Genomic DNA, 23,226 nt, shown 5'->3' with positions numbered 1-23,226 from the left:
GCCGTGTCCTCCGCCGGGCCGCGAGGAGGCAACGTCCGCAGCCGTCCGCCCCTCCTCGGCAGGTCGCGCCGCGTCGCTTCGCGTCCGGCTCAATCCATGAAGAGCCAGGCGATGCTCGCCGCGCCGGCCAGGAAGAGCGCCGCCGTGAAGATCAGGATCGCCGTCCGGTCAGGCCGGTACTCCCCACGATCGATGGCGCGAGCGACGCGCAGGTAACGCATCGCCGCCCACGCGATGAGCGCCATCCCGAGCACGACCATCCCCGCGCCGACGCCCACGACCTCGCGCAGCAACGACCGCGGCCCTCCCGGCGCGGCCGGCGGCCCCGCCTCCAGGAAGTAGAGGCTGACCCGGTTGAGCGTGATGCCGAAACTGAGCAGCGCGATCGCCGTGCGCACGTAGGCGAGGTGCGTCCGCTCGTTGGCCAGGTGCTCCCTCGCGTAGGCCTCGGTGCGCTTCACGCTCTCCTCGCCGGGCATGGTGGCTCGCCCTCCTCGTCGCGCGGCGCCCCGCTTCAAGCGAGCTCATCCGAGCTTGCGGCCCGAGAGCTCCACGGATGCGGCGTCCACCGACACCGACGTCGGCGGGCCGAACTTCTTGACCTGAACGGTCACGAGGAGGGCCGGCGTGTCGTCGAGCACGCGCTCGATGATGCGCTCGGCGAGCGTCTCCAGCAGCTTGTACGACGCGCTCGTGCCCGATTCGACGACGAGGCTCGCGAGCCTGTCGTAATCGAAGACGCGCGCGCGCGTGTCCGCGCGAGGCAACAGCGAGACCGGGAGCTCCACCTCCAGGCACACGACGAAATCCTGGGGCAGGTCGCGCTCGGCGCGAGACACGCCGTGCTTGGCGCGAAAGCGGATGCCGTCAAGGCGGATCCGGTACGTCTGGATCGCGGACTCCATCGGCGCCCCCCTAGCACGCCTTCCGGCCGGCTTCCGCCGCAAGAATGCCGCGCGGCAGGCCCGCCCGCTCGCCGCGGCCTTCCCGGCGCGCGGAGGCCGTCTCGGCGGCGCGGGCGGCCGTCCCGGCGCGCGGCGGCCGTCCCGGCGTGTCCCGGCGCGGGCGGCCTTCCCGGCGCGACCTCCCTACAGGCGCGCGGCGGCTGCGCGCCACGTGCGCCACGTGCGCCACGTCAGAGAAGGGGCCGCTTGAAGCACACGGCTTCGATCTTCGCGGTCATCTCGCTGCGCAGGAACTGCACCGGCTCCCAGCCTTCCTGCCCGAACCGCTTGAGGACCGGGTTCCATCCGGCCGTGGTGGTCACCTCGAACACCTGGCTGTCGCTGACGCGCGCCGTCTCCACGTCCACGCACCGGACCTCCCACCGGGGCGGATCGGTCCCCGCCTGCACCGGCGGCACCAGGAAGCGCGGCGCGACGTACGACGCGGAGCAACCGAAAAGAAATGCGACGGCGATGGCTGTCCCGGAGCTGAGCTTCGGCATGAGCGGTCCTTTCCTGCGGGGTCGACTCGCGAAGGCGTATCGACGCTTCGTGCGCCACGTCAACTGGGAACGGCGCGCGCGCCGGCGCGGAGCGCGCCGGCTCCTCGGCCGTCACCGCACCTAGCGTTTGCGGGCGAGCGCCTCGCGGTCCTTGACGATGAGGCGCCGCCCCGCCGCGTCGAGCACCCCCTCCTTCCGGAACGCCCCGAGCGTCAGCGTCACCGTCTCGCGCGTCGACCCGATCACCTGGGCGATCTCCGCGTGCGTGATCGGCGCCGAGATCAGCGTCCCCCGCGGCGTCGGCACGCCCCACCGCTCCGCCGCGTGCAGGAGGAACTCGGCGAGGCGCCCCCCCACGTTCTTGAAGAGCATCGACTCGATCCGGTCCTCGGTCTCCCGCTGCCGCGCGACGAGCAGCGCGAACACCGCGCCGCCGAGCCCCGGGTGCTGGGCGCAGAGCTCGCGGACGAGCGCGAGCGGCACCCGGACCACCTCGGCCTCATCCATCGCGATCGCCCGCTCCGTCCGCGTCTCCAGCCCGCCGAGGCACGACTCGCCGAGCACGTCGCCCGTGCCGCGGTAGCTGAGCGGGAACGCGGCCCCCGCCTCGTTGACGCGCTCGACGCGCGCGCGCCCCCGGCCGAGCACCACCAGCGTGTCCGCGGGGGCCCCCTGCTCGAAGATCGCCGCGTCGGACGCCACCACCTCGAGCACCGCGGCGTCCGTGACCGCCTCCCGGACCTCGCGATCCACCTGCGCGAACAGGGAGGAGAGCCGGAACGCGCGCGCCACCCGCGCCTTCACGGGATCCGTCGGCTGGCGGCCAGCATCCTGCGCGTACTGGGAATCCAGATCGCTCACGGTAGGGAACAAAAGAGTAATCCATACCGCGTGGGTTGACACACAGGAATCCCCGCGACCGAGGCCCGGCGCGGGGCGAGCGGAGCGCCGCGCTCAGCGTCCGTCGCGGTCGAGCTGCACGACGATGTCCCGGTCGAGCGCGCTGTCCGCCGCGCGGGCGAACTGCTGGAACTTCGTATAGGCATCGGGCTGCACGCGGCCCGCGGGCAGATCGAGGAAGCGATCGAGGACCAGCGCGCCCCCGTCCACGCGATCGTTCACCCGCACGGCGCGCCCCTCGTCGTCCGCCGTCGACGGAGCGAGCTTCGTGATCACGCGCGCGCCCGCGGGGAGCTTGACGCGGAGCCGCACCTCCGAGCGCGTCGCGATCTGCTCCGACAGGTAGAGCGGCGTCTCGCGGACCGGCAGGCTGGCGAGGCTGGCCACGCGCACGCCGAAGGGCGGCGTGATGACCAGCTCCCCTCCCTGCGCGCGCGCGAAGCTCGCGGCGGCGATCTTCATCTTCAGCGTGAGCGGCCGGTCGATCTCGCTCAGCTCCTTGATCTCGATCGCCTGGAGCCGCGCCCCCGGCACCATCTGCGGCAGGAGGCGCGACTCGACGGCGTCCCTGAGCTGGGCGTCGGGGAGCGACTCCAGCGCCGAGCGCAGCGCGATCGCGAGCTTGCCCTCGTAGCGCTGCTCGATCGCCAGCGAGGCCGAGCCGTCCCTCGCCACCTCGGCGACGCCCTCCGTGACCACGCCGTCGTGCGCGCCGGACGAGGGCGTCACCTCGCGCGGCGCCCCCGGCTTCAGCACGATCGCCGGCTGCCCGCGGAGGGAGCTCGGCAGGTAGCCGTACGGCGCGAACTTGTCGCGCACGAACATCCAGCGCGCCGCGCCCGCGCCGGGCTTCTCCCCGGTGTCGAGGCGGACGGCGAGCGCGTTGAACGTCTCGGCCTCGCTCATGGGCCCGCGCGGCGGCGCGGTGAGCCGGTCGCTCACGACGCCGTAGCCGGCGTCGATGCCGACCAGGCGGCACAGGTAGAGGAACGCCTCGGTCCGGTTGCCGCTCTTGCCGATGACGACGCGGCGGCCGTCGTCCTCGCGCCCCGGCTCCACGTTGGAGAGCACCCACCGGTAGATCCGGCGCGCCTGCTCGTCCTTCGACGGCGCCGCTCCCCCGCCCTCGCCGCGCGCATCCTGCGCGGCGCCGGCGGCCTTCCCCTGCTCGCCGCCGCCCGCGGCCGGCGAGCGCGGCGTACGTGTGATCGCCCGCGCGATGCGCACGAGCCGCGGATCGCGCGGCGTCTCGTCGGCGGCCGCGTCGACCATGCGCGCGATCGTGCTGTCCAGGCGGATGCCCCAGCCGATGCGGATGTTCGGAAGGAACTCCGAGATCGGCGCGCTCGCCGGCTCCTCCGGGAGCGCGGGGCTCTTGTCGACCCGGTAGCGGCGGGTGACGAGCGCGCCGGACTCGACGATCTCCGGCGCCGGGACGGGGCCGGAGGCCTCCACGTCGAGCGGCCGGCTCTTCGGCGACACGACGATGAACTCGCTCCGCCAGTAGGGGACCTTCTCCTCGCGGAAGAACCAGCGCGGGCCCTGGAACGTGAGGCCCCCCTGCCCGTCGCCGCGCAGCACGAACAGGTTCTCCACCTCGATGTAATCGCCCACCTCGAGGTGGGGCATCGTCACGGTCGGCTTGTCCTCGATGAACTCCGGCTCGTGGATCGACCCGTCGCGCTTGACCGTGCGGAGCTTGAGCACGAGCCCCTCGGGCATGCGCTGCTCGGCGTGCTCCTGGATGGCCTCCCGCGACTGGATCCGGATGATCTCGTGCTGGAGCATCCGCGCCGAGCCGTCCTCGTGCACCCACATGGCCGCATAGTCGAGCACGCGCGCCGCCGTGCCCGGCATGACCTCGCCCGAGGCCTCGTGCTCGGCGATCACCTTCTTCGAGTCCAGCCGGTACGGGCTGAGCTCCGTCGTGCCGTCGAGCAGCTCGATCGCGTCGCGCAGGCCCGAGGTGTCGGCGCCGGTGCGGATCGCCTCGATGAGCGCCTTCTGGAGCGCGCCGCGCTCTCCCCGCGCGAAGCGCGCGTCCGCGAGCGCGAGGCGCGCGTCGGCGTCGTCCGGCGACTTCGCGAGCGCGCGCTCGAGCTGCTCGAACGACTCGGCGCGCTTGCCGGCGCGGGTCAGGAGGTCGGCGACGCGCGCGGCGATGTCCTTGCGGTCCTTGCGGACGGAGCCGAGGCGCTGGAGCTCCTTGATCGCCGCCGCGTAGTCGCGGCGATCGATCGCCCTCTCCAGCTCGATCTCCGCGTCGGGATCGAGCTCCCGGATGCGCGCGGCGAGGGCGTCGGCCTGCGCGATGCGCCCGTCGCCGTCGTGGATCCGGAGGAGCGCGCCCAGCACCTCGATGTCGTCCGGGAAGCGCGCGGCGGCCTCCTTCACGGTGCGGACGTGCTCGACGCGCCAGCCGAGCCGCGAGTACATCCCGGCGAGCGTCTTCAGGAGGTCGGGCACCTCCCGGAAGCGGTCGGCGAGGGCCTCGATCGTGCGGGTCATCTCGGACAGGCCGACCTTGTCGGCCTCCTCGAGCGCGAGCCAGAGGCGGGGGTACCAGAGCTCCGGGTCCTTCTCCACGGCGCGCGCGCGCACGTCCTTCACGAGGTCTCGCCCGTCGGACGCCGGGAAGATCGGGTCCTTCTCGAGGAAGACCGCCTGGGCCGCGAGCGCGGGGCCGGTGGCGCGCGCAGGATCGGCCACGAGCGGCTCGATCAGCACGGCGCTCACGTCGTCCTGGCCCTCGAGGTGCGCGATGGTCGCGGCGAGATACCGGGCGATCGGATCGCCCACGTCGCGCTCGGCGGGGGGCGCGCCGCGCAGGCCGAGCGCGCGCGCCACCTTCGGCGCGGGCTGCGGCGGCACGCCGAGCGCCGTGAGGAACGGCTCGATGGGGTTGGGATCCGGCAGGACCTCGGGCCGGACGAGCGAATAGGGCGGCGTCGGATCGGCGGACGTGGCCACGCCGAGGGGCGTGCCGTCGGGCGCGAGCAGGCGGATGGAGGTGTCGCGGCCCCCGACGCGGGCGAGGATGCGGTGCCGGCCGGGGCCGAGGCGCAGGCGGACGCCGAAGCGGGGCCAGATCCCCCACTGCTTCGTGTCGCGGGTCAGCACCTCGACGTCGTCGACGAGGATGGCGTAGGCCCCCTGGACGGCGATGAGCATCTCGCGCTCGGCGGGCAGGTCGACGAAGGTCTCGACGTAGAAGATGCCTCCCCTGGCCCCGTCCTCGCCGGGCCCCTCCGGCGCGACGGCCGAGAGCTGGCAGCCGCGGCGCTCGGCGCCGAGCACGCGCGGCGGGCCTCTGCGGTGGGGATCGCGCGGGAACACGGGCGGCCAGGGGCCGGCGCGCTCCGCCTCGTAGTGGACGCGGTGATCGCTCGGCGCCAGGTGGCCGAACGGGCCGGCGAAGCGGGCGTCCTCGATGCACCCGTAGCGGCGCGCCGAGCGGTCGATGAGCGGCACGGCGGGCGCCGCGCGGTCGACGAGCGGCACGGCGGGCGCCGTGCCGGCGGCGTCGTCGGCGGTCCCGGCGGCGCCGTCCGGGCGCGCCGCGGCGGCCTCGTCGGGCAGCCCGTCGAGGCTCCACCACTCGACGAGCTCTCCGCGCGCGCGCCAGCCCAGCTTGCCCGGGTGGTCGATGGCGCGCAGGACGACCTCGCGGGACTTCTTCCAGAGGCCCGCGACGCTGGATCGCAGGCCGAGCAGGCGGTTCGCGGCGAACCAGCCCACGAGCGGGGCGTCGGGGTGCGCGCTCACCCGGGCGGCGTCCAGCGCATCGAGGTAGGCCGCCGCCGCGCGCGCGTTGCGGCCGTGCCCCTGGTCGTCGATCGCGCGCCCGAGCGACGCGAGCATCGATTTCGCGCCGATCCCCTCCAGGCGCTTGCGCGCCTCCCTGGCGCCGGCAGGCGTGCCGCCCGGGACCAGGAGCTCTCCGAGGAGCCAACGGCCGACGACCTCGCCGTCGGCCGAATGCGCGCCGGCGTCGCGGAGCGAGGCGATGGGGTCTTTCGCGCCAGGGGCGGTGACCGCGCCGCAGGCGCCGAGCGCGAGGGCCAGGGCGGCGGCGCCGGCGAGCCGGGCGAGCGTGGAGAGGGGGCGAGGAGCGCGCATCGGCCCGGTCCTTAGCGCGAGCGACCGCGTGCGCACAGAGACGCCGCGCGGCGCAGCGCACCTGGCCCGCCCGGCCCCTGAGCGCCCCGCCCGGCCCGCCGTCGTCGCCCGACCCGCGGCATGGGCCTCCGCGGCGTGCCAGCGGCTCCCGGGGCATCGTCAAGGCGCGCCGCCGCCCCTAGAGGACGGCGCGCCACGAGGTCGTGCGCGGCGACGCTCCGCGGAGCCACCAAGGACGGCCCCATGGGCCGGTGGCGATCTTGATTATCATTTGCATCATTGCTAGATTAAGCGGCGAACTCATGGAAGACGACCTTGCGGTAGAGCTCGGCGCGCTCGCGCACCGCGGCGCCGCCCCGCTGTCTTGATCGGGGAGCGCGCTCTTTCGAACCACCTCGCCGCGATGCTTTCGCACCGACAAGGATGAACGACATGGTACCCGGTTACACAGAAGAGACGGTGCTTGAGGTCCACCACTGGACGGACAAGCTCTTCACGCTCAAGACCACCCGCTCGCCGAGCTTCCGCTTCGCGAACGGGCAGTTCTGCATGATGGGGCTCGTGGTCGCGGGCAAGCCGCTCGTCCGCGCGTACTCCCTCGCGAGCGCGAACCACGAGGAGACGCTCGAGTTCTTCTCGATCAAGGTGCCGAACGGCCCGCTGACGTCGCGCCTGCAGCACATCGCCGTCGGCGAGACGATCCTCGTCGGCAAGCGCGCGACGGGCACGCTCACGATCGGCAACCTGCGGCCGGGCCGGACCCTGTGGCTCCTGGCGACCGGGACCGGCCTCGCGCCGTTCCTCAGCGTCGTCAAGGACCCCGAGACGTACGAGCGCTTCGAGCGCGTGGTCATCACGCACACGTGCCGCCGCGTGCAGGACCTCGCCTACGGGCGCTACCTCGAGCACGAGCTCGCGGCGGACGAGCTGCTCGGCGAGATCGTGCGGCCCAAGCTCCGCTACTACCCGTCCGTCACCCGCGAGGCGTTCAAGACCGAGGGCCGGATCACCGCGCTCCTCGAGTCCGGCCGCATCTTCGCCGATCTGGCGCTGCCCGCGCTCGACCCCGCGCACGACCGGCTGATGCTCTGCGGCAGCTCGGAGATGCTCGCCGACACCGCCGCGCTCCTGGAGTCGCGCGGCTTCGAGGAGGGCAACAGCGGCGAGCCGGGCGACTACCTCGTGGAGAAGGCGTTCGCGGGCGAGAAGCGCGCCCCGCTCGCCAGCGCGTCGCCGGCCGAGAGCAGGAACCTGTCCGGCCCGGCGTGACGTCGCGCGCCGCGCGTCGGACTGCGCCCCGGACCACGCGTCGGCGTCACGGCGGACGCGTGGATCGATGCGGCGCGCAGGCCGCGTAGTCGGACCTGGACCGGGGCCACCGCCCGCCCCGGTCCAGACCGCGGCTCACACGCTCGCTTCGACAGCGCTGGCGACCTGCTGGAGGAGCACCGTCTGTTCGATCACCTCGGGCGGCACGCCGACATCGTCGCGCGCCACCGCCACGTCCTCGCGCGCCACCACCGCCACGTCCTCGCCCGCCGCCGCCACGTCCTCGCGCGCCACCACCGCCACGTCCTCGCGCGCCACCGCCACGTCGTCGCGCGCCGCCACCACGTCGTCGCGCGCCGCCGCCACGTCGTCCCGCTCCGCCGCCCGGCGCAGCGCCGCGATCTCCGCCTGCGCGGCGACGAGCGCCTGCTCGAGCTCCTCGTGGAGCGCCGGCGGAGAGCCGGCCGTGTCGCGCGCCTCGGTCAGCTCGCGCTCGAGCTGCGCGATCTTCCATCCCGCGGCGCGCAGGTCGGCCTCGCTCGAGGCGGCGCTCCGCGCCAGCGCGTCGAGCTGCTGCCGCAGCGCCTCCACCGCGCCGCCCGGCCCGCCCTGCCCCGCGAGCGCTCCGCCCTGCCCGCCGTCCGCCGCCTGGCCCGGCCCGCCGTCGCCGGCCGGCGCCGACGCGAAGACCGTCCCGAGCTCGTCGACGAGCTCCTTGCCCACCCGCTCGCTCTCGCGCAGCTGCGCCATGAGCGACGTGATGACGTGGCCCCGGTCGCGCAGCGCCTCCTCGAGGCCCGCGATCTCCGCGGCCGCCGCCTCGCCTGCGTCGCGCTTCTCGAGCTCCGACGCCCGCTGCTCCAGCGCGACGACGGTCTGCTCGAGCTCCACGATCCGCGCCTCGAGCAGCAGCCTGCGCGCGTCGAGGGCGCTCCGCTGGTCCTCCAGCGCGCGGCTCTCGCGCTCGTTCCGGTCCGCCCGCTCCTTCTGCCGGTCGCGGTCGCGCGCGAGCTCGGCGCGGGCGGCCTCCAGCTCCTCGACCCTCCCCCCGGCGCGCCGCGCCTCCTCCAGCGCGCGCTCGCTCTCCTGCGCGCGCCTGCGCGCCGTGTCCCGCTCCGACGTGAGCTTCGAGAGCTCCCGCCGCGCCCCCACGGCGGCGGCCTCGAGCTCCCCCACGCGCGCCGCGAGCGCCGGGTCGGGCGCCGCCACGGCGGGCCGCGCCTCGAGCTCGGCGATCCGGGCGCGCGCGGCCTCGAGGTCGGCGGTCACGGCGTCGAGGCGGTCGCGGGCGCCGGCGATCTCCGGCCTGTTGCGGATCATGCCGAGCTCGAGCTCGACCTTGGTCCGCACCCGCTTCTCGTCGTCGAGCTGCTTGGTGAGCCGGGTCGCGCGATCGCGCTGGCTGCGGAGCTCCTCCTCCATGTCGCGGATCTGGTGCGACAGGCGCTCGGCCCGGACGTGGGCGTCGCCCGCCCTGGCCTCGACGTCGCGCAGGCGCGCCGCCCTGGCATCGAGCTCGGCCTCCACCTCGGCGAGGCGCGCGGCCGTGGCGACCGCGCTCTCGGCGCGGACCCCGGCGTCCTCGCGGTCGCGCTGGTGCCGGGTGCGCAGCTCCGCGAGCTCGCCCCCGAGCCGCTGCGCGCGGCCCTCGGCCTCGCTGAGCGCCTCGGGCGACGGGCCGGCGCTCGCGCCCGGGAAGTCGGCGAACGGCAGCTCGATCACGGCGAACGCGTCGAGCCTGGGCAGGCGCTCGCCGGCCACGGCGATGAACCACTCGGGCTCCTCGGACGCATCGAGGATCGACGTGTCCACGCTGACCTCGGGCTCGCCCTTCGGCGCGAACTCCGCGACCGTGTAGCCGACGAACGGCGCCTGGCCGACCATCCGCACCTGCTTGAACTGGAGCGCCACGAGGTCGTAGAGCGCGTAGTAGCCGGGCGCCGCGCCGCGCCGCGCGCCCGCGGGGAGCAGGCCCCGGGCGGCGTCCGGGTTCGGCGACGCGATGACGGCGACGCCGCCCGCTGCGGTGAGGCGTCGGGCGCGCCGGACGACCTCGGCCGGATCGCCGAAGAGGGAGAGATCGGGGATGACGAGGGTGTCGAAGGCGCCGTCGCGCACGCCGAGGTCGCCCTCGAACACGGCGACGTTCGGGTGCGGCTGCCGGGTGGGCGCCGTCCGCGCGAGCTTCTCGGCGACGCGCGCGGCGTCCGGGTCGTAGGCATGAACGAGGCGGGCTCCGCGCTGGAGCAGCCGGTCGGCGAGGCCGATGGTGGCGTCACCCACCACCGCGACCCGCCGGCCGCGCACGAGCGGCTCGAGGTAGGCGCTCAGCACCAGGGCGGGGTGGAGCGCGGCGGGGGCGGCGTGCCGCGGCGAGCCTGCGGCTGCGAGGGAGGACTCCTTCGTCATGGTTCCGTCCTCTTACGGCTCTGGGGGCCCGGAGTCCACAAAGCGCAGTGCAGAGTTGCAAGGCGGCGCTCACCGCGCCGGGCGCCGCCCGCGCGCGCCGGTCCCACGCCTTCGCGCCGGCCCCACGATCCGCGCCCCCCGCCGTCAGCGCAGTGAGCTGCCTCACCCATGACGCCTCGCGTCTGCGCCGCATGTTCCTCGGCCTCTCCGTCGCTCCCGCCGTCCTCTCCACGACGCCAGCGGTTCGCCCTCTCTCCTTCGAGATCGCGCGGTCCTTCTGCTGCGCCCGGTCAGAGGATCACGGTCTCGCAGCCGAGGAGGATCTGGATCTTCGCGATGGAAGCGCCCCTGGCGGCCTCGCAGGTGTCGGGGCACAGCACGAGGGCCGCGGGAGAGGCCGGGTCGTCGTAGCGCCAGCCTGGGCCGTCGCAGCCGGGGCGCTGCGGCAGGATCTCCTGCGATGCGCCGTCGAGCCCGAAGAGGACGTTGACGTCGTCGAACGCGACCTGCCCGCCGGCCACCTGGGAAGGGACCTCGACCTCGCACGGGAGCGCCTGCCCCGTGACCTTCGCGAGCGCGTTCTCGAACTCGACGGCGATGTTGGTCGCCCCGACGAGGACGGCGGCGTCGGTGCCTCCCGCGGCCGCGACCTGGTTGGCGAAGCTCTGGTTCACGCCCGGGAGCCCGATCACGAAGGTGCGCACGGGGGTGCCGAAGCGCGCGCCCGCCGCCGCGAGATCCGCGATGGCGTCCGGGTCTTCCGGGTTCACCCCGGCGCACTGGGCCGCCGGCCCCTGGGGCTGCCCATCGGTGACGAGCAGCACCGCCGAGGCCTCGCCGGGGTGGTTCTTCGCCACGTCGATGCCCTGGAGCAGCGCGCCGCCCAGCGCCGGATAGACGGGCGTGCTCGCTCCGTTCGGCGACTCGGCCTCGATGGCCGCGACGATGGCGCCCGCGTTGTCGGGGAGCGGACCGAACGGGACCAGCGGCTCCCTGTACGCCTCGTGGTCACAGGCCGGCACGTCGTCCGCCACCCGCGGAAAGAAGCGCAGCGCCACGCGCACGCCGGCGAACCTCGCGCTGTTGACGAACGCCGTCAGGCCGGCCTTCGCGCTGGTCCACTTGTCGGCCACCGTGGGGTCGTCGCCCGCCATCGAGGACGACTTGTCCATCATGATGTAGAGATTGAGCGGGACCGCGATCGCCTCCTCGGTGACAAGGCCACACGCGGCGTCCGGATCGAGGACCTCGACAGGCGCGTCGGTCGACAGCCCGCCATCCGGATCAAAGGTCCCGCCCAAGCCAGCTCCGTCCGAAGAGGAAGAGGACGAGACAAGGCCAGCTCCTGAGTCCGGTGCACACGCGCCATGGAGCCCCATGGCGACGGCGAGCCCAACCATGGAAGCGAGCGAGGTGAGGTGGAGCGATTCGAGGCGCATGAGATGAACAGAGGACAGCGAGGACGGTGCGGAAGCGGGAAGGTACGCAGACACAGAGTACCGGAGACGATGACAGGCGCGAGGTGCGAATCGCGGAATCGTGAGCTGGCTCGCGCCGGCGCAGCACATAACGGCGTGGGCGGACGCGCTTTTGATGCCGGCCGCAATGTGGCGCACAGCCCCATGGTGATTGGGAACGAGCAAGACAAAGTCTTTTCGAAAAGCGCGCGAAGGTGCAGAATTAAGCATGCGCGCACAATTCTTCCTCGAGACGGCATCTCTGCTCGCATTGCTCTCGGCGATCGGCTGCGCGGAGAGCAGCTCGATCGACGGCCCCGTCGGGCCGGTCGCGGGCACGGGAGGCGGCTCGGGCGCGGGCGGCGAGTCCTCCGCGAGCAGCAGCAGCACCACCACCACCACCACGACAGCGTCATCGAGCAGCGCCGCCGCCACGAGCGGCTCGAGCGGGGGTGAAGGCGGCTCGAGCGGGGGTGAAGGCGGCTCGGGTGGAGAGGGTGGCAGCGAAGAGGCGGGCGGCGGCGGCGCCGGGGGCGCGGATCGATGCGCGCTGGGATGCTTGCCGGGCACACACGACGTGGACGGTAATCCCTTCACGGGCGAGTGCGGCTGTGAATACGCGTGTACGCCGACCGCGGCGGGAGAGGCGGGCGAGGATCCGATCGACGCCGAGTTCGTCGACGACAACTGCGATGGCGGCGACGGGCTCGTCGAGCGATGCATCTACGTCTCGGCGAGCACGGGGGACGACGCCAGCAGCGGGGCGCGCAACGCGCCGGTGGAGACGATCGCCAAGGCCATCCAGGTGGCGCAGGCGGGCGCGGTGCCGGCGATCTGCCTGTCGGGCGAGCTGTACCAGGAGGCGGTCACGGTCGTGTCCGGCATCAGCATCTATGGTGGGTTCGATCACGCCAACGCTGACTTCAAGTTCCGGAGGACGTCCTCGGTGACGACCACCGTGCGCGCGACAGGCACGGTGTTCCACGCGCCCTCGATCACGCAGCCGACGCACATCGAGGGCCTCTCGATAGAAGCGCTGAGCCCGTCGTCGGCCGGCGCGAGCACCTATGGAGTGCGCCTCGGCGGGGGGACGGCGGATCTCTTCGTGCGGTTCAACCAGATCGACGTGGAGGAGGGACGGGCCGGCGCCGCAGGGACGAACGGGGCGGCGCACACGGTGGGGACGGCGGCGGTGGGGAATGCGGGAGAGCAGGGCTGCCACAACTGCAGCGGCCTCGGCAATGCCGGCCCGGCGCCCACCTGCGACGAGCCTGGCGGGAGGGGTGGATATGGCGGACATGGCCCGAACACCGGAGCGGCGGGCCATCTGGGCAGCCAGGGCGCGGCGGGCGGCGCGGGGGGCATCGCGTCGAGAAGCTGCTCGACGCGCACCTCGCCAGAACAAAATGGCGCACCGGGCATGGCGGGATCGCAAGGGACGCCGGGAACAGGGGGCGCGAATCTCGGGCGCATCGCCTCGGGCGTCTACCAGCCTGCGAACGGCACCAACGGGCAGCAGGGAGCGAACGGCGGCGGCGGCGGCGGCGCGGGCGGCGGCGGCGGCGGCTCGTGCTCTCCATTCCCTGATGATCGCGGCGGTGGCGGCGGCAGCGGCGGATGCGGCGGGCTCGGAGGCCGCGGCGGCCAGGCTGGCCGCGGTGGAGGCGGGAGCTTTGGTATCTTCGCGGCGGCCGGACGGGTGGTCGTCTCCCGCAACGAGATCACGACCGGAAAGGGCGGCAACGGCGGCCGCGGCGGCAACGGAGGAGCGCCGCAGTTCGGAGGGAACGGCGGCCCTGGCGGCCCCGGTCCTGATGACGCCGGCAACGGCGGCGTCGGCGGCAGGGGTGGCAATGGCGGCGACGGCGGCCCAGGCGCGGGCGGGGGCGGTGGCCCGAGCGCCTGCCTGGCGCGAGCCGCGGGCGTCGCCTTCACGTTCGGAGACAACAGCTGCTCGACCGGCGTCCCCGGGTACGGCGGCGCTGGCGGCACGACCCCGAGCGGCGGCGTCGCGGGCGCGGGACAGGACGGTGAGGCGTCCGCGAACCTGCAGATCAACTGATCAACGCTGCTGAGCTCGAGGAGCTATCTCCTGTCGGAGCGGCCGTCGCTATCATGGCTGCTCGTCCGCCCGGGGCGCCGGCGCCTCCAACGCCGTGGAGGCGCCTCCGCTAGACTGGAGCAAAGCGACAGGCGCCCGTGTCAACGCGTTGCGACGGCACGCCGACCAGCTAGAACGGCTCCCCGGAAGCAACGAGCGCTGACGACAGGAGCCCCCATGACCACTGCAATGCAGATGCCCATGATGCCGCAGGCGATGTACCCCATGATGTCGACGCCGGAGATGGCCGCCGGCGCATCCATGATGCCCGGCATGATGGGCATGCCCATGATGCCCGGCATGATGGGCATGGGCATGCCCATGATGCCCGGCATGATGGGCATGCCCATGACGCCCATGATGGGCATGATGCCCGGCATGATGGGCATGGGCATGCCCATGATGCCCGGCATGATGGGCATGATGCCCGGCATGATGAGCATGGGCATGCCCATGACGTGCAAGATGTCGTGTGAGATGACCAAGGACGGAATGATCTGCAAGATGATGCCGCCCGAGGGCATGTCGATGGACACGCTGAAGGAGCGCTGCGAGGCCATGACGAAGATGATGTCGGCCGGGATGCCCATGATGATGATGTGCGGCGGGATGCCCATGATGATGTGCACCCCCGCCATGACCAAGTAGCGCGGCCGCGGACCGCCTCGGAGCAGCGGAGCGTCGGCGCTCACCGGCGTCCTCGCGCTGCTCCGCCCCTCCCCCGTTCCTCGGCGAGGAACGCGCCCCGCCTCAGGGCGCCTGCAGCGAATACGTCATCACCAGGTACATCAGCGAGTCGACGTTCGCCGGGTTGCGGTAGACGTGCGGGACATCCGCCTGGAACACGAGCGCATCGCCCGTCGCGAGCAGAAACCGCTGTCCGTCGACGCTGATTTCAACGGTCCCCTGACAGACCACGATGTTCTCGGTCGTCCCGGGCGGGTGGGGATCGGCCTTCTCGACGCCGAGCGGGGCCAGGCAGAGCTCGTAAAACTCGACCGTTCGCGGCGCATCGAACGGGAAGAGCGCGCGCGAGGTGAACTTGCCGTCGTGCGATGTCAGCCGCTTCGCGCGATCCCCGCGCAGCAGCATCGGGCCGCTCGCCGAGCGATCGCTGACGAGCGCCGAGAACGGCACGCTGAGCGCGCGGGCGATCTTCCAGACGACGTTGATCGTGGGCGCGCTGCGGCCGAGCTCGACCTGGCCGAGCATCGCACGGCTCACGCCGGAGATCTTCGAGAGCCGCTCCAGCGAGAGGCCGCGCCGCGTGCGCAACCGCCTAAGGTTCTCCCCGACAACGTGCGTGAGATCCGACGGCGAGTCGTGGTGAGCGACCTCATACGTCCACGCCTCCTCCTCCAGCTCCTGTCCCTGTGCGCCGGGCCTGGCTGGCTGCGCGTCGAGCGTGACCGGCAGCGCGCCGTTCACCCGGGGAAGGTCGCTGTTCTGTCGGACGGATCTCATAGGAGGATGGGCGCCACTCTACACGGGATCTCAGGGGCGGCAAACCAACCAAATTCGTCGCTGCGTCATGATGCGTGGGATCGCTCATCAGGCCATTTCCGTCACTCCTAGAACACCAATCATGTTGAAACCCGGAGAATTTCACAGGGAGGCGGGGAGGCGGGGAGGAAGAAAAAAAAATCTCTCCTTCTCGCCGTCTCTCGCTCCCCGTCTCCTCGCCTCCCTGTGAAATTCCTGCTTTTCCTCGGGGTTTCAACCCGTTTGTCGCTCTAGGATACCGCCTGAACCCGATCCGTGACGTCCCTGTCGCATTCGCTTTCCCCCTCGGCGCGTTCCCTTTCCCGAGAAGGGTCGCGCTTCCTCCCAGCGCGCTTCGCCACAGGCTCGCTCGCCCAGGCCTCTTCCCCCCGCAGGCGCCTTCCCGCGGGCCGCGTCCCCGGGCGCCCGCGCCCGCCGCCCCTCTCCGCCACCGGTCCGCCCCCGGCCGGCGAGTCAGGGCGGCGCCCAACCGGTCCCTACCGCCAGCGCGCCGAAGCGGCTACAACCTGGGCTCGCTGTGCGGCACGCTGACGCAGCGCGCTCACGCACCGAGGGCTTGCCGATGGACCACGACATCGACGACGTGATCGACGGCCGGTACACGCTGCTCGAGGTGGTCGGTCAGGGAGGCCACGGCGTGGTCTACCGCGCCCTGGACCAGGAAACCGGCGCGCACGTCGCCGTCAAGTGCCTGCGGCCCGAGTTCGCCGGCGATCCCGCCCTGAAAGCCCGCCTGCGGCGCGAGGCCCGCGCCATGGGCGAGCTGGCCGGCACCAGCGCGACGCACGTCTTCGCGTTCAGCGAGGTGCCCGACGGCACCCTCTACATCGTCATGGAGTTCCTGAAGGGCAGCGATCTCGAGACGGCGCTGCGCCAGCTGGAGGCGCGGAACCAGCGGCTCCCGCTCGACGAGATCCGCGAGCTGTTCCGCCCGATCGTCGACACCCTCGACGCCGCGCACGCGCGCGGCATCGTCCACCGCGATCTGAAGCCCGCGAACATCTTCGTCCTCGACCACGACACGGGCGTCCCTTCCTCCACCTCCCCTCACCGCGGGAGCGCGCCGGCCCGCGCCGGGGCAGCGGCGCGGGGGCGCGTGCGCTTGCTCGATTTCGGTCTCGTCAAGGTCATGCAGGCCGACCCCCTCACCCGCGAGGGCACGATCCCCGGCTCGCCCAGCTACATCGCGCCCGAGGTATGGAAGGGCCGGCCCCAGGAGATCGACCACCGGATCGACATCTACTCGCTCGGCGCGGTGCTCTTCCGCGCGCTCGCGGGGCGCGTGCCGTTCGCCGGCGCGAGCCGGGTCGACATCCTGCTCGCCGCCGCCCGCGGCCCGCGGCCGAGCTTGCACGCCTTCCGGCCCGACCTGCTCCCCGAGGTGGACGCGTGGGTCGCGCGGGCGCTGGCCGTGGCCCCCGAGGAGCGCTTCCAGGACGTCCGCTCGCTCTGGAGCGCGCTGGAGCCGCACCTCGACCACGCCGATCGATCCGGAGGTGGGCCTACGGGCGGAGGCGCGATCCTGCGCTGAGCACGTTCCTCACCCGACCGCCTTGCGACGCGGGAAGCGGCGCTGGTAGCGTGGTGCAAACCATGCCTGAACCGAGGGCCGCAGGATGAGCTCCTCGCCCGGCCTGTTGCAGCCGAATACGCGGTTTCGCAACCGTTACCAGGTGCTGCGCGTCATCAAGGCGGGCGGGATGGGCGCCGTCTACGAGGTGATGGACGACGTCACCGCGACGCGCCGCGCGCTCAAGGTGATGCTGCCCAGCCTGCTCGACAGCGAGGAGCTGCGCGCCCGCTTCGCCCTCGAGGCCCGCATCACCGGCGTCATCGAGAGCGACCACATCGTCAGGACCTCGGACGCCGGGGTCGACGACGAGACCGGCACCCCGTTCCTCGTCATGGAGCTGCTCCGCGGCGAGGAGCTCGGCAGCCTCGTCAAGAAGCGCGGCGCCCTCCTCGCCGAGGACGTCGCGCTCTACCTGTTCCAGGCCGCGCTCGCGCTCGACAAGACGCACGCGGCGAGCATCGTCCACCGCGACCTCAAGCCGGACAACCTGTTCGTCACCGTCCGCGACGACGGCTCGCCGTGCGTGAAGATCCTCGACTTCGGGATCGCCAAGGTCATCGAGCAGCACAACGCCTCCACGCTGACGCGGCAGATGCTCGGCACGCCCGTGTACATGGCGCCGGAGCAGATCCGCGCCGAGCGCAACGTCGGCCCGCGCGCCGACATCTACGCGCTCGGGCACGTCGCGTACGCGCTCCTCGTCGGCGAGTCGTACTGGGCCCAGGAGGCCGAGGCGACCGCGTCCCCGTACATGCTCGCGGGGGAGCTCCTGCGCGGCGCGATGGAGGCGCCCAGCGCGCGCGCGGCGCGGCGGTCCTCGGTGGCGCTGCCGAAGGAGTTCGACGGCTGGTTCCTCAAGGCGACGGCGCTCAAGGCCGAGGACCGCTTCGAGCGCGCGTCCGTCGCGGTCAGCGCGCTCGCCGCCGCGCTCGACGTCGCCCTCCCGCGGGTCTCGCGCGTCGTCCTCCTGCCGGAGCCGGCGGCGCCCGCGCCGAGCGCGAACCCGAGCCCGACCGACCCGACGCTGCCCTCGAAGCCCGGCACGGCGAGGGGCTTCGCCGAGGTGCCGACCGTCACGGTGCCGGAGCTGTCGTCGAAGACGCCTCCCTCACGCCCCGGTCCGGCCTCCTACCCGAGCCCGCCCTCGCGCTCTGTTACGCCGTCGGCACCCAATCCGCCCTCGCGCTCCGTCCCACCCTCGTTTTCTTCCGCGCCGCCCGCGGCGTCGGCCGCCTCGAAGTTCGCGGAGACCCGACCCCGGACGCCGCCCCCCCTGGACCCGCCGGGCCGGACGGGCCTCTCCGGGAGCGAGCCGCCGAGGAGATCCGAGCTCACGTCGAGGCGCGAGCGCGCCCCGCAGCGGCGCTTCAACGTCAGGCCCGACACGTCGACGGGGGTCCTCCACGTGAAGGTGTGGGGGTTCTGGGACATCGACGAGGGCAAGGCGTACCTCGACGACTTCCGCCAGAAGGCATCGACGCTGCTCAACCTCGGGAAGCCCTGGTACGTGCTCGCCGACATCGCGGACTTCCCCCCGCAGAAGCCCGAGGTGAGCCCGTACGTCGAGCAGACCATGGCCTACGCCGTCGAGCACGGCATGCGCAAGGCGGCGAACCTCGTGAACAGCGCGCTCTCGAAGATGCAGATCTCTCGCCTGTCGGCCGCCATGGGGCTGCCCGAGTACTCGTTCTTCACCGCGGAGGCCGACGCCGTCGCGTGGCTCCTGAAGGGCTGAGCGCGAGGGGGCCGAGCGACGCCGGCCGGCCGCGAAGGGCCGAGCGCGAGGCCGGCCACGGAGGGCCGAGCGCGCTCAGCCGAGGACGAACCGCCGGATGCGCCCGGCGAGGCTCCGCACCTTCTCCTCGGCCTCGAGGTAGCGCTCGGCCGCGTCGCGCAGGTGGGCCTGGCGCGACGCCATGAGCAAGCTCAGCTCGATCACGAGCTGCGGGCGCGCCTCGATGATCGGCTGCAGGGCCTCCTTCGTGATCTGGTAGAGCACCACCTCGTCGACGGCGCGCACCGTCGCGGTGCGCTCCTCGCCCGTGAGCAGCGCGAACTCCCCGAAGACGGCGCCCTTCTCGAGCGCGGCGACCGTCGCGTCCTGCCCGTCGGGGTGCCGCACCAGGACCTCGACGGCGCCGGACGCGACGACGAACATCGACGAGTCCCGCTGCCCCTGCAGCACGATCCGGTCGAGCGGCCCGTACTCGATCCGGCGCGCCTTCGTGGCGAGCTTGCGGAGCTCGCGATCGAGCAGCGGCTTGAAGACCGGCGTCCGCCGGAGCAGCACCATGAGGTCCTCGGCGCTCGCCTCCCGCGCCGCCTTGCTCGGCTCCTCCAGCTCGATCGACGGCGCGGCCCCGTGGCCGTCGCGCCGCTGCAGCGCGGCGAGGTGCGACGGGTTCTTCTCCATGTACGCCTCGAGCAGGCTCGCGTTCCGCGGGATGCACTCGTCGCCCGTGTAATCCATGAGGTTCCGCTCGGCGGCCCACCGGGCGACGTCGTTCATCGACTTCCGGTACTGCCGGCACGCCGCGGGGAAGATGCCGTCCTGGTCGCCGAAGAGCCCCGTCAGCGCCTCGGGCATCAGGCTGAGCCCGAACAGCCGCATGTCCCCCCGCTGGTGCCAGAGCGCGAAGTCGCGCCACCGCGGATCGAGGTGCGCGAGCTCCGGGAACGCGAGCGCGTTGTTCTTGAGCACGGCCCGCTCCGCGTCGCGGAACACCCGGTGCCACGTCTCCTGCGCGTTCCACAGGTTGGGACCGGCGAGCTCGATCGCCTTCTGCAGGTCCGCGTGGTGGGCGTGCAGGAAGGCGAGCGTGGCCTTCTGCTTGCGCATCAGGTTCGTCAGGCTCACGGGCCCGGCCGCGAAGAAGCCGGCCGCGCGCGGCGCGATGTGCCGCATGTCCCAGACCTGCGCCCACGCCGCGACGTCGATCGACGCGCGGATCGGCGCGAACGCCGCGCCCTCCTCGAAGGCCTCGCGCTCCCCCGGCGAGAGCATGTCCGGGTAGTCGTGCTTCACGGCCTCGAAGATGCCGAGGCACGTGAGCAGCTCGAGGTAGAGGCCCACCCGGAGCAGCCAGCGGGGGTCGGGGAGGTTGCGCCGGTGCTGCTCGAGGTCCTGATGGATGGCCCGGAGGTACAGGAGCGCCTTGTCCATGCCGATGGTCAGCACGGGGAACCACGGGTGATAGCCGACGTGGAGATCGTCGATCCCGAGCGCCCGCTGCTGGATCTCCGTGTCCGCCTTGACGAGCCGGTCGAGCAGGCGCGCGTAGAGCGAGCCGAAGCGGCCGGTGTCGAAGATCTCGATGTCCGTCGACTCGGAGGCGACCGTCCTGCCCGCCTCGCTCAGCCTGATCTCGACCCGGAGCTGCTGCCGGAACAGGCTCGCGAACGTGAACGGCTCGAAGCCGTCGGTGACGCGCCGCCGGAACGACTCGGGCAGGTCGCTCCAGGCATAGCCGCCGCCGGTCTCCTCGCCCGGGGGGTGCGGCACGAGCTGCCGCGCCGGCGCGATGGTGGCGACGTAGACCGTCTGATGGAACGAGTTCCACGGGGCCGGCTCGAGCATCGGGACGGGGTAGGACGACGTCGAGACGATCTGCGGGCTGAGCGGCCGGTCCACGAGGCCGGGCACCGGGCACGGATCGCCGTCTCCGGGGCTCGCGGGGAGGAACCACGCCGACATGGTCACCTCGAACGGGCGCTCGAAGGGGGCGACGAACGCGTAGATATCGCGCAGCCGGTAGAGCAGCCACACCTCGTCGCCGAGCTCCGACGGGTCGCCGGAGGTGTTGATGCAGCCGACGCGCTCGCTGCACCCGTGCCCCGGATAGAGCGCCTCGTCGACAGGCCGCTTGCCGGGCTCGAACGGGATGAGCTCCAGCGACGGCGAGAGCTCGGCCGACTCCTCCTCCGGGCTCTGGCGCGCCTCGAGCTGGCGCAGGTACTGGCGGACCCGGGCGAGCTTGTCTTCCCAGTCCATGCCCTCCACGCGGCTCATCAGCAGCCGCTTGAACTGCCTCTGGAACTCCTTCGGGGTCATCATGCTGCGTCCACCTGAGTTGCCGGGGGCCGGACAGGCCCTCCGCGAGAGCTTACCGGCTTCACGCGCGCGGCGTCGTGTGATCAACGCGGCGCGTGGCGTCCGGCGATCAGCGCGGCGCGCGGCGCTCGGGGCCGAGACCACGTCGGTGCGAGCCCCTTGCAGCGCCGCGTCTCGGAAGGTACGGGCTCAGGCCCTATGGCTATCGAGATCCGCGAGCTCCGGAAGGGCGACAAGAAGGTCCTGAAGGACTTCCTGAACGTGGTCGACACCGTCTACGAAGGTGAGCCCAACTATATCCGCCCGCTCGACTTGGACATCTCCGATCGGCTCGACAAGAAGAAGAACCCGTTCTTCGAGCACGCCGAGGGGACGGCGTGGGTGGCGTACAAGGACGGCCGGCCAGCGGGCCGGATCACCGCGCAGGTCGATCACGAGCACCTCCGGGTCCACCGCGACGAGACCGGCTCGTTCGGGTTCATCGACACGATCGACGACGCCGAGACGGCCGGGGCGCTGCTCGCCGAGGCCGCGGGCTGGCTGCGCGCGCGCGGGATGAAGCGCATGCGGGGCCCCTACTCGCTCTCGACCAACGAGGAGATCGGCTGCCTCATCGAGGGCTTCGAGCTCCCGCCGGTGATGATGATGCCCTACCACCGGCCGTACCAGGGCCGGCTCATCGAGCAGGCGGGGCTCGAGAAGGTGAAGGACCTCTACGCGTGGGGCTACGAGGTCGGCAACGTCCCCGCCCGGGCGCAGAGGGCCCACGCCGAGGTCCTGGCGATGCCGGAGGTGCACACGCGCTGCGGCGATCCGAAGAACCTGCTCCGCGACATCCGGATCCTCATGGACGTCTACAACGACGCCTGGAGCGACAACTGGGGCTTCGTCCCGATGACCGAGAAGGAGCTCGTCAAGTGGGCGAAGGACGTGCGGCTCATCCTGATGCCCGAGCTCACCAAGATCACGTTCATCGACGGCGAGCCGGCCGCCGTGTCGCTCGGGCTGCCCGACCTCAACCAGCTGATCAAGGACTTCCACGGCAAGCTCCTCCCTGGCGGCATCTTCAAGCTGCTGTGGCGGCTGCGCGTGCGCGGCCCGAAGCGCGGGCGCCTCGTCGTGCTCGGCATCCGCAAGAAGTGGCGCCACGTGCGGCGCTACGCCGGGCTCAGCGCCTTCCTCTACGTCGAGATGAACCGCGCGGCGCATCTGCTCGGCATGGAGGGCGGCGAGCTGGGGTGGACGCTGGAGGACAACGCCGCCATCAACGCGGGCATCCGGCTGATGGGCGGCCGGATCCACAAGAAGTACCGCGTCTACGAGCGGGCGCTGTGATGGACGCGTGCGCCGGGGCCGGAAAGGAGTAGCGGATCGATGAGGGTGCTGGTCACGGGCGCGAGCGGGTTCCTCGGCTCGCACGTCGCCGAGCAGCTCGTGCAGCAGGGGCACAGCGTCGTCGCCCTGGTGCGGCGCTCGTCGGACACGAGGTTCCTGTCGTCGCTGCGCGGGGTCGAGCTCGCGTACGGCGCCGTCGAGGACGCGGAGAGCGTCCGCCGCGCAGTCGTCGGCCCCCCGGGCGTCGACGCGATCGTGCACTCGGCCGGGCTGGTCAAGGCGCGCGACGAGGCGGAGTTCTTCCGGGTCAACGTCGGCGGCACGCGCAACCTGCTCGACGCGGCGAAGGCGGCGCCGGCGGGGGCGATACGGCGGTTCGTGTTCGTCTCGAGCCTCGCCGCCATCGGCCCGAGCCTGGACGGGCGCCCCATCGCCGCCGACGCGCGCCCGGCCCCGGTGACGCGCTACGGGCGCTCGAAGCTCGAGGCCGAGCGGCTGGTGCTCGCCGAGAAGGGCGCGTTGCCCGTGGTCGTCGTGCGCCCCCCGATGATCTACGGCCCGCGCGACCAGGAGTCGTTCGCGTTCTTCCAGAGCGTCGCGCGCCGCTTCCTCCCGATGCTCGGCGACGGCAGGAACACGCTCAGCGTCATCTACGCCTCCGACGCGGCCGCCGCGTGCATCCGGGCGATCGAGAGCGACGTGCCGAGCGGCCGCGCCTACTTCATCGACGACGGAAGCGTGTATGTGTGGCGCGACATGCTGGCGGACGTGGAGGCGGCGCTCGGCGCGCGGGCGCTCGTCCGTCTCGGCGTCCCGTTCTCGCTCGTGCGCGGCGCCGCGCTCGCGAGCGAGGGGCTCGGCCGCCTCACCGGCAAGGCCGTGATGCTCACGCGCGACAAGCTGAACGAGCTCTCCGCGTCGCACTGGGTCTGCGACTCGAGCGACGCCCGCCGGGAGCTCGGCTGGGCGCCCGAGGTGAGCTGGGCGGAGGGGACGCGCCGCGCGGTCGCCTGGTACCGCGAGCACGGCTGGCTGTGACGTGACGCCGCGCCGCGCGCCGTT

At 72.7% G+C, this 23,226-nt stretch carries 16 protein-coding genes; 6 read left to right on the top strand and 10 right to left on the bottom strand.

Features of this window, described 5'->3' with window-relative positions:
- Nucleotides 1-89: 89 nt before the first annotated feature.
- The 5 genes from ACSRUE_RS12690 to ACSRUE_RS12670 all read right to left on the bottom strand — a co-directional run bounded on the left by ACSRUE_RS12690 (nt 90) and on the right by ACSRUE_RS12670 (nt 6,466).
- Nucleotides 90-479 carry a YidH family protein gene (locus ACSRUE_RS12690; protein WP_441291205.1) on the bottom strand — a complete coding sequence of 130 codons (390 nt, stop codon included), beginning with the start codon at nt 477-479 and terminating at the stop codon, nt 90-92.
- Nucleotides 480-524: 45 nt separating this feature from the next.
- Nucleotides 525-905: a dihydroneopterin aldolase gene (locus ACSRUE_RS12685; protein ID WP_441291204.1), complete on the bottom strand. Its 381-nt coding sequence runs from the start codon at nt 903-905 to the stop codon at nt 525-527.
- 230 nt (nt 906-1,135) lie between these two features.
- Nucleotides 1,136-1,447, bottom strand: a complete 312-nt coding sequence (locus tag ACSRUE_RS12680) for a hypothetical protein (protein WP_437711098.1) — start codon at nt 1,445-1,447, stop codon at nt 1,136-1,138.
- Between the two features lie 120 nt (nt 1,448-1,567).
- Nucleotides 1,568-2,308, bottom strand: coding sequence for a Crp/Fnr family transcriptional regulator (locus tag ACSRUE_RS12675; protein ID WP_157907166.1), 741 nt, complete (start codon nt 2,306-2,308; stop codon nt 1,568-1,570).
- Nucleotides 2,309-2,401: 93 nt separating this feature from the next.
- Nucleotides 2,402-6,466: a hypothetical protein gene (locus ACSRUE_RS12670; RefSeq protein ID WP_441291203.1), complete on the bottom strand. Its 4,065-nt coding sequence runs from the start codon at nt 6,464-6,466 to the stop codon at nt 2,402-2,404.
- 432 nt (nt 6,467-6,898) lie between these two features.
- Between ACSRUE_RS12670 and ACSRUE_RS12665 the strand changes: the two genes are divergently transcribed.
- A complete protein-coding gene (locus tag ACSRUE_RS12665; protein ID WP_441291202.1) occupies nt 6,899-7,735 on the top strand; it encodes a ferredoxin--NADP reductase in 837 nt (278 codons plus the stop codon).
- Between the two features lie 135 nt (nt 7,736-7,870).
- Here the strand turns inward: ACSRUE_RS12665 and ACSRUE_RS12660 are convergent, their stop codons facing one another.
- Both ACSRUE_RS12660 and ACSRUE_RS12655 read right to left on the bottom strand, forming a co-directional pair.
- Nucleotides 7,871-10,144 carry a hypothetical protein gene (locus ACSRUE_RS12660; RefSeq protein WP_441291201.1) on the bottom strand — a complete coding sequence of 758 codons (2,274 nt, stop codon included), beginning with the start codon at nt 10,142-10,144 and terminating at the stop codon, nt 7,871-7,873.
- Nucleotides 10,145-10,434: 290 nt separating this feature from the next.
- Nucleotides 10,435-11,445: a vWA domain-containing protein gene (locus ACSRUE_RS12655; RefSeq protein WP_441291200.1), complete on the bottom strand. Its 1,011-nt coding sequence runs from the start codon at nt 11,443-11,445 to the stop codon at nt 10,435-10,437.
- Nucleotides 11,446-11,830: 385 nt separating this feature from the next.
- Between ACSRUE_RS12655 and ACSRUE_RS12650 the strand changes: the two genes are divergently transcribed.
- Nucleotides 11,831-13,663 carry a PE-PGRS family protein gene (locus ACSRUE_RS12650; RefSeq protein WP_441291199.1) on the top strand — a complete coding sequence of 611 codons (1,833 nt, stop codon included), beginning with the start codon at nt 11,831-11,833 and terminating at the stop codon, nt 13,661-13,663.
- Nucleotides 13,664-13,803: 140 nt separating this feature from the next.
- Here the strand turns inward: ACSRUE_RS12650 and ACSRUE_RS12645 are convergent, their stop codons facing one another.
- Nucleotides 13,804-14,394, bottom strand: coding sequence for a hypothetical protein (locus tag ACSRUE_RS12645; RefSeq protein WP_441291198.1), 591 nt, complete (start codon nt 14,392-14,394; stop codon nt 13,804-13,806).
- A gap of 58 nt (nt 14,395-14,452) precedes the next feature.
- Nucleotides 14,453-15,166, bottom strand: coding sequence for a helix-turn-helix domain-containing protein (locus tag ACSRUE_RS12640; RefSeq protein ID WP_437764395.1), 714 nt, complete (start codon nt 15,164-15,166; stop codon nt 14,453-14,455).
- Nucleotides 15,167-15,767: 601 nt separating this feature from the next.
- On the opposite strand from ACSRUE_RS12640, the gene ACSRUE_RS12635 reads away from it, so the two are divergent.
- Together ACSRUE_RS12635 and ACSRUE_RS12630 are read left to right on the top strand one after the other, a co-directional pair.
- Nucleotides 15,768-16,736: a serine/threonine-protein kinase gene (locus tag ACSRUE_RS12635; RefSeq protein ID WP_441291197.1), complete on the top strand. Its 969-nt coding sequence runs from the start codon at nt 15,768-15,770 to the stop codon at nt 16,734-16,736.
- Between the two features lie 85 nt (nt 16,737-16,821).
- Nucleotides 16,822-18,513, top strand: coding sequence for a serine/threonine protein kinase (locus ACSRUE_RS12630; RefSeq protein WP_441291196.1), 1,692 nt, complete (start codon nt 16,822-16,824; stop codon nt 18,511-18,513).
- Nucleotides 18,514-18,588: 75 nt separating this feature from the next.
- Here ACSRUE_RS12630 and ACSRUE_RS12625 read toward each other — a convergent pair whose 3' ends face one another.
- Nucleotides 18,589-20,832, bottom strand: coding sequence for a cyclic nucleotide-binding domain-containing protein (locus ACSRUE_RS12625; RefSeq protein WP_441291195.1), 2,244 nt, complete (start codon nt 20,830-20,832; stop codon nt 18,589-18,591).
- 195 nt (nt 20,833-21,027) lie between these two features.
- Here ACSRUE_RS12625 and ACSRUE_RS12620 point away from each other — a divergent pair, with 195 nt between their 5' ends.
- Together ACSRUE_RS12620 and ACSRUE_RS12615 are read left to right on the top strand one after the other, a co-directional pair.
- Nucleotides 21,028-22,164, top strand: a complete 1,137-nt coding sequence (locus tag ACSRUE_RS12620) for a hypothetical protein (protein ID WP_441291194.1) — start codon at nt 21,028-21,030, stop codon at nt 22,162-22,164.
- Between the two features lie 39 nt (nt 22,165-22,203).
- Nucleotides 22,204-23,202 (top strand): NAD-dependent epimerase/dehydratase family protein, encoded by a 999-nt coding sequence (locus ACSRUE_RS12615; protein WP_441291193.1) that lies wholly within the window; start codon nt 22,204-22,206, stop codon nt 23,200-23,202.
- The last annotated feature ends 24 nt before the right edge of the window (nt 23,203-23,226 follow it).

It is taken from the genome of Sorangium sp. KYC3313 (assembly GCF_052075895.1).
GTDB classification, from domain to species: Bacteria; Myxococcota_A; Polyangia; order Polyangiales; family Polyangiaceae; genus Sorangium; species Sorangium cellulosum_B.
This window is presented reverse-complemented; position numbering and strand designations above follow the sequence as displayed.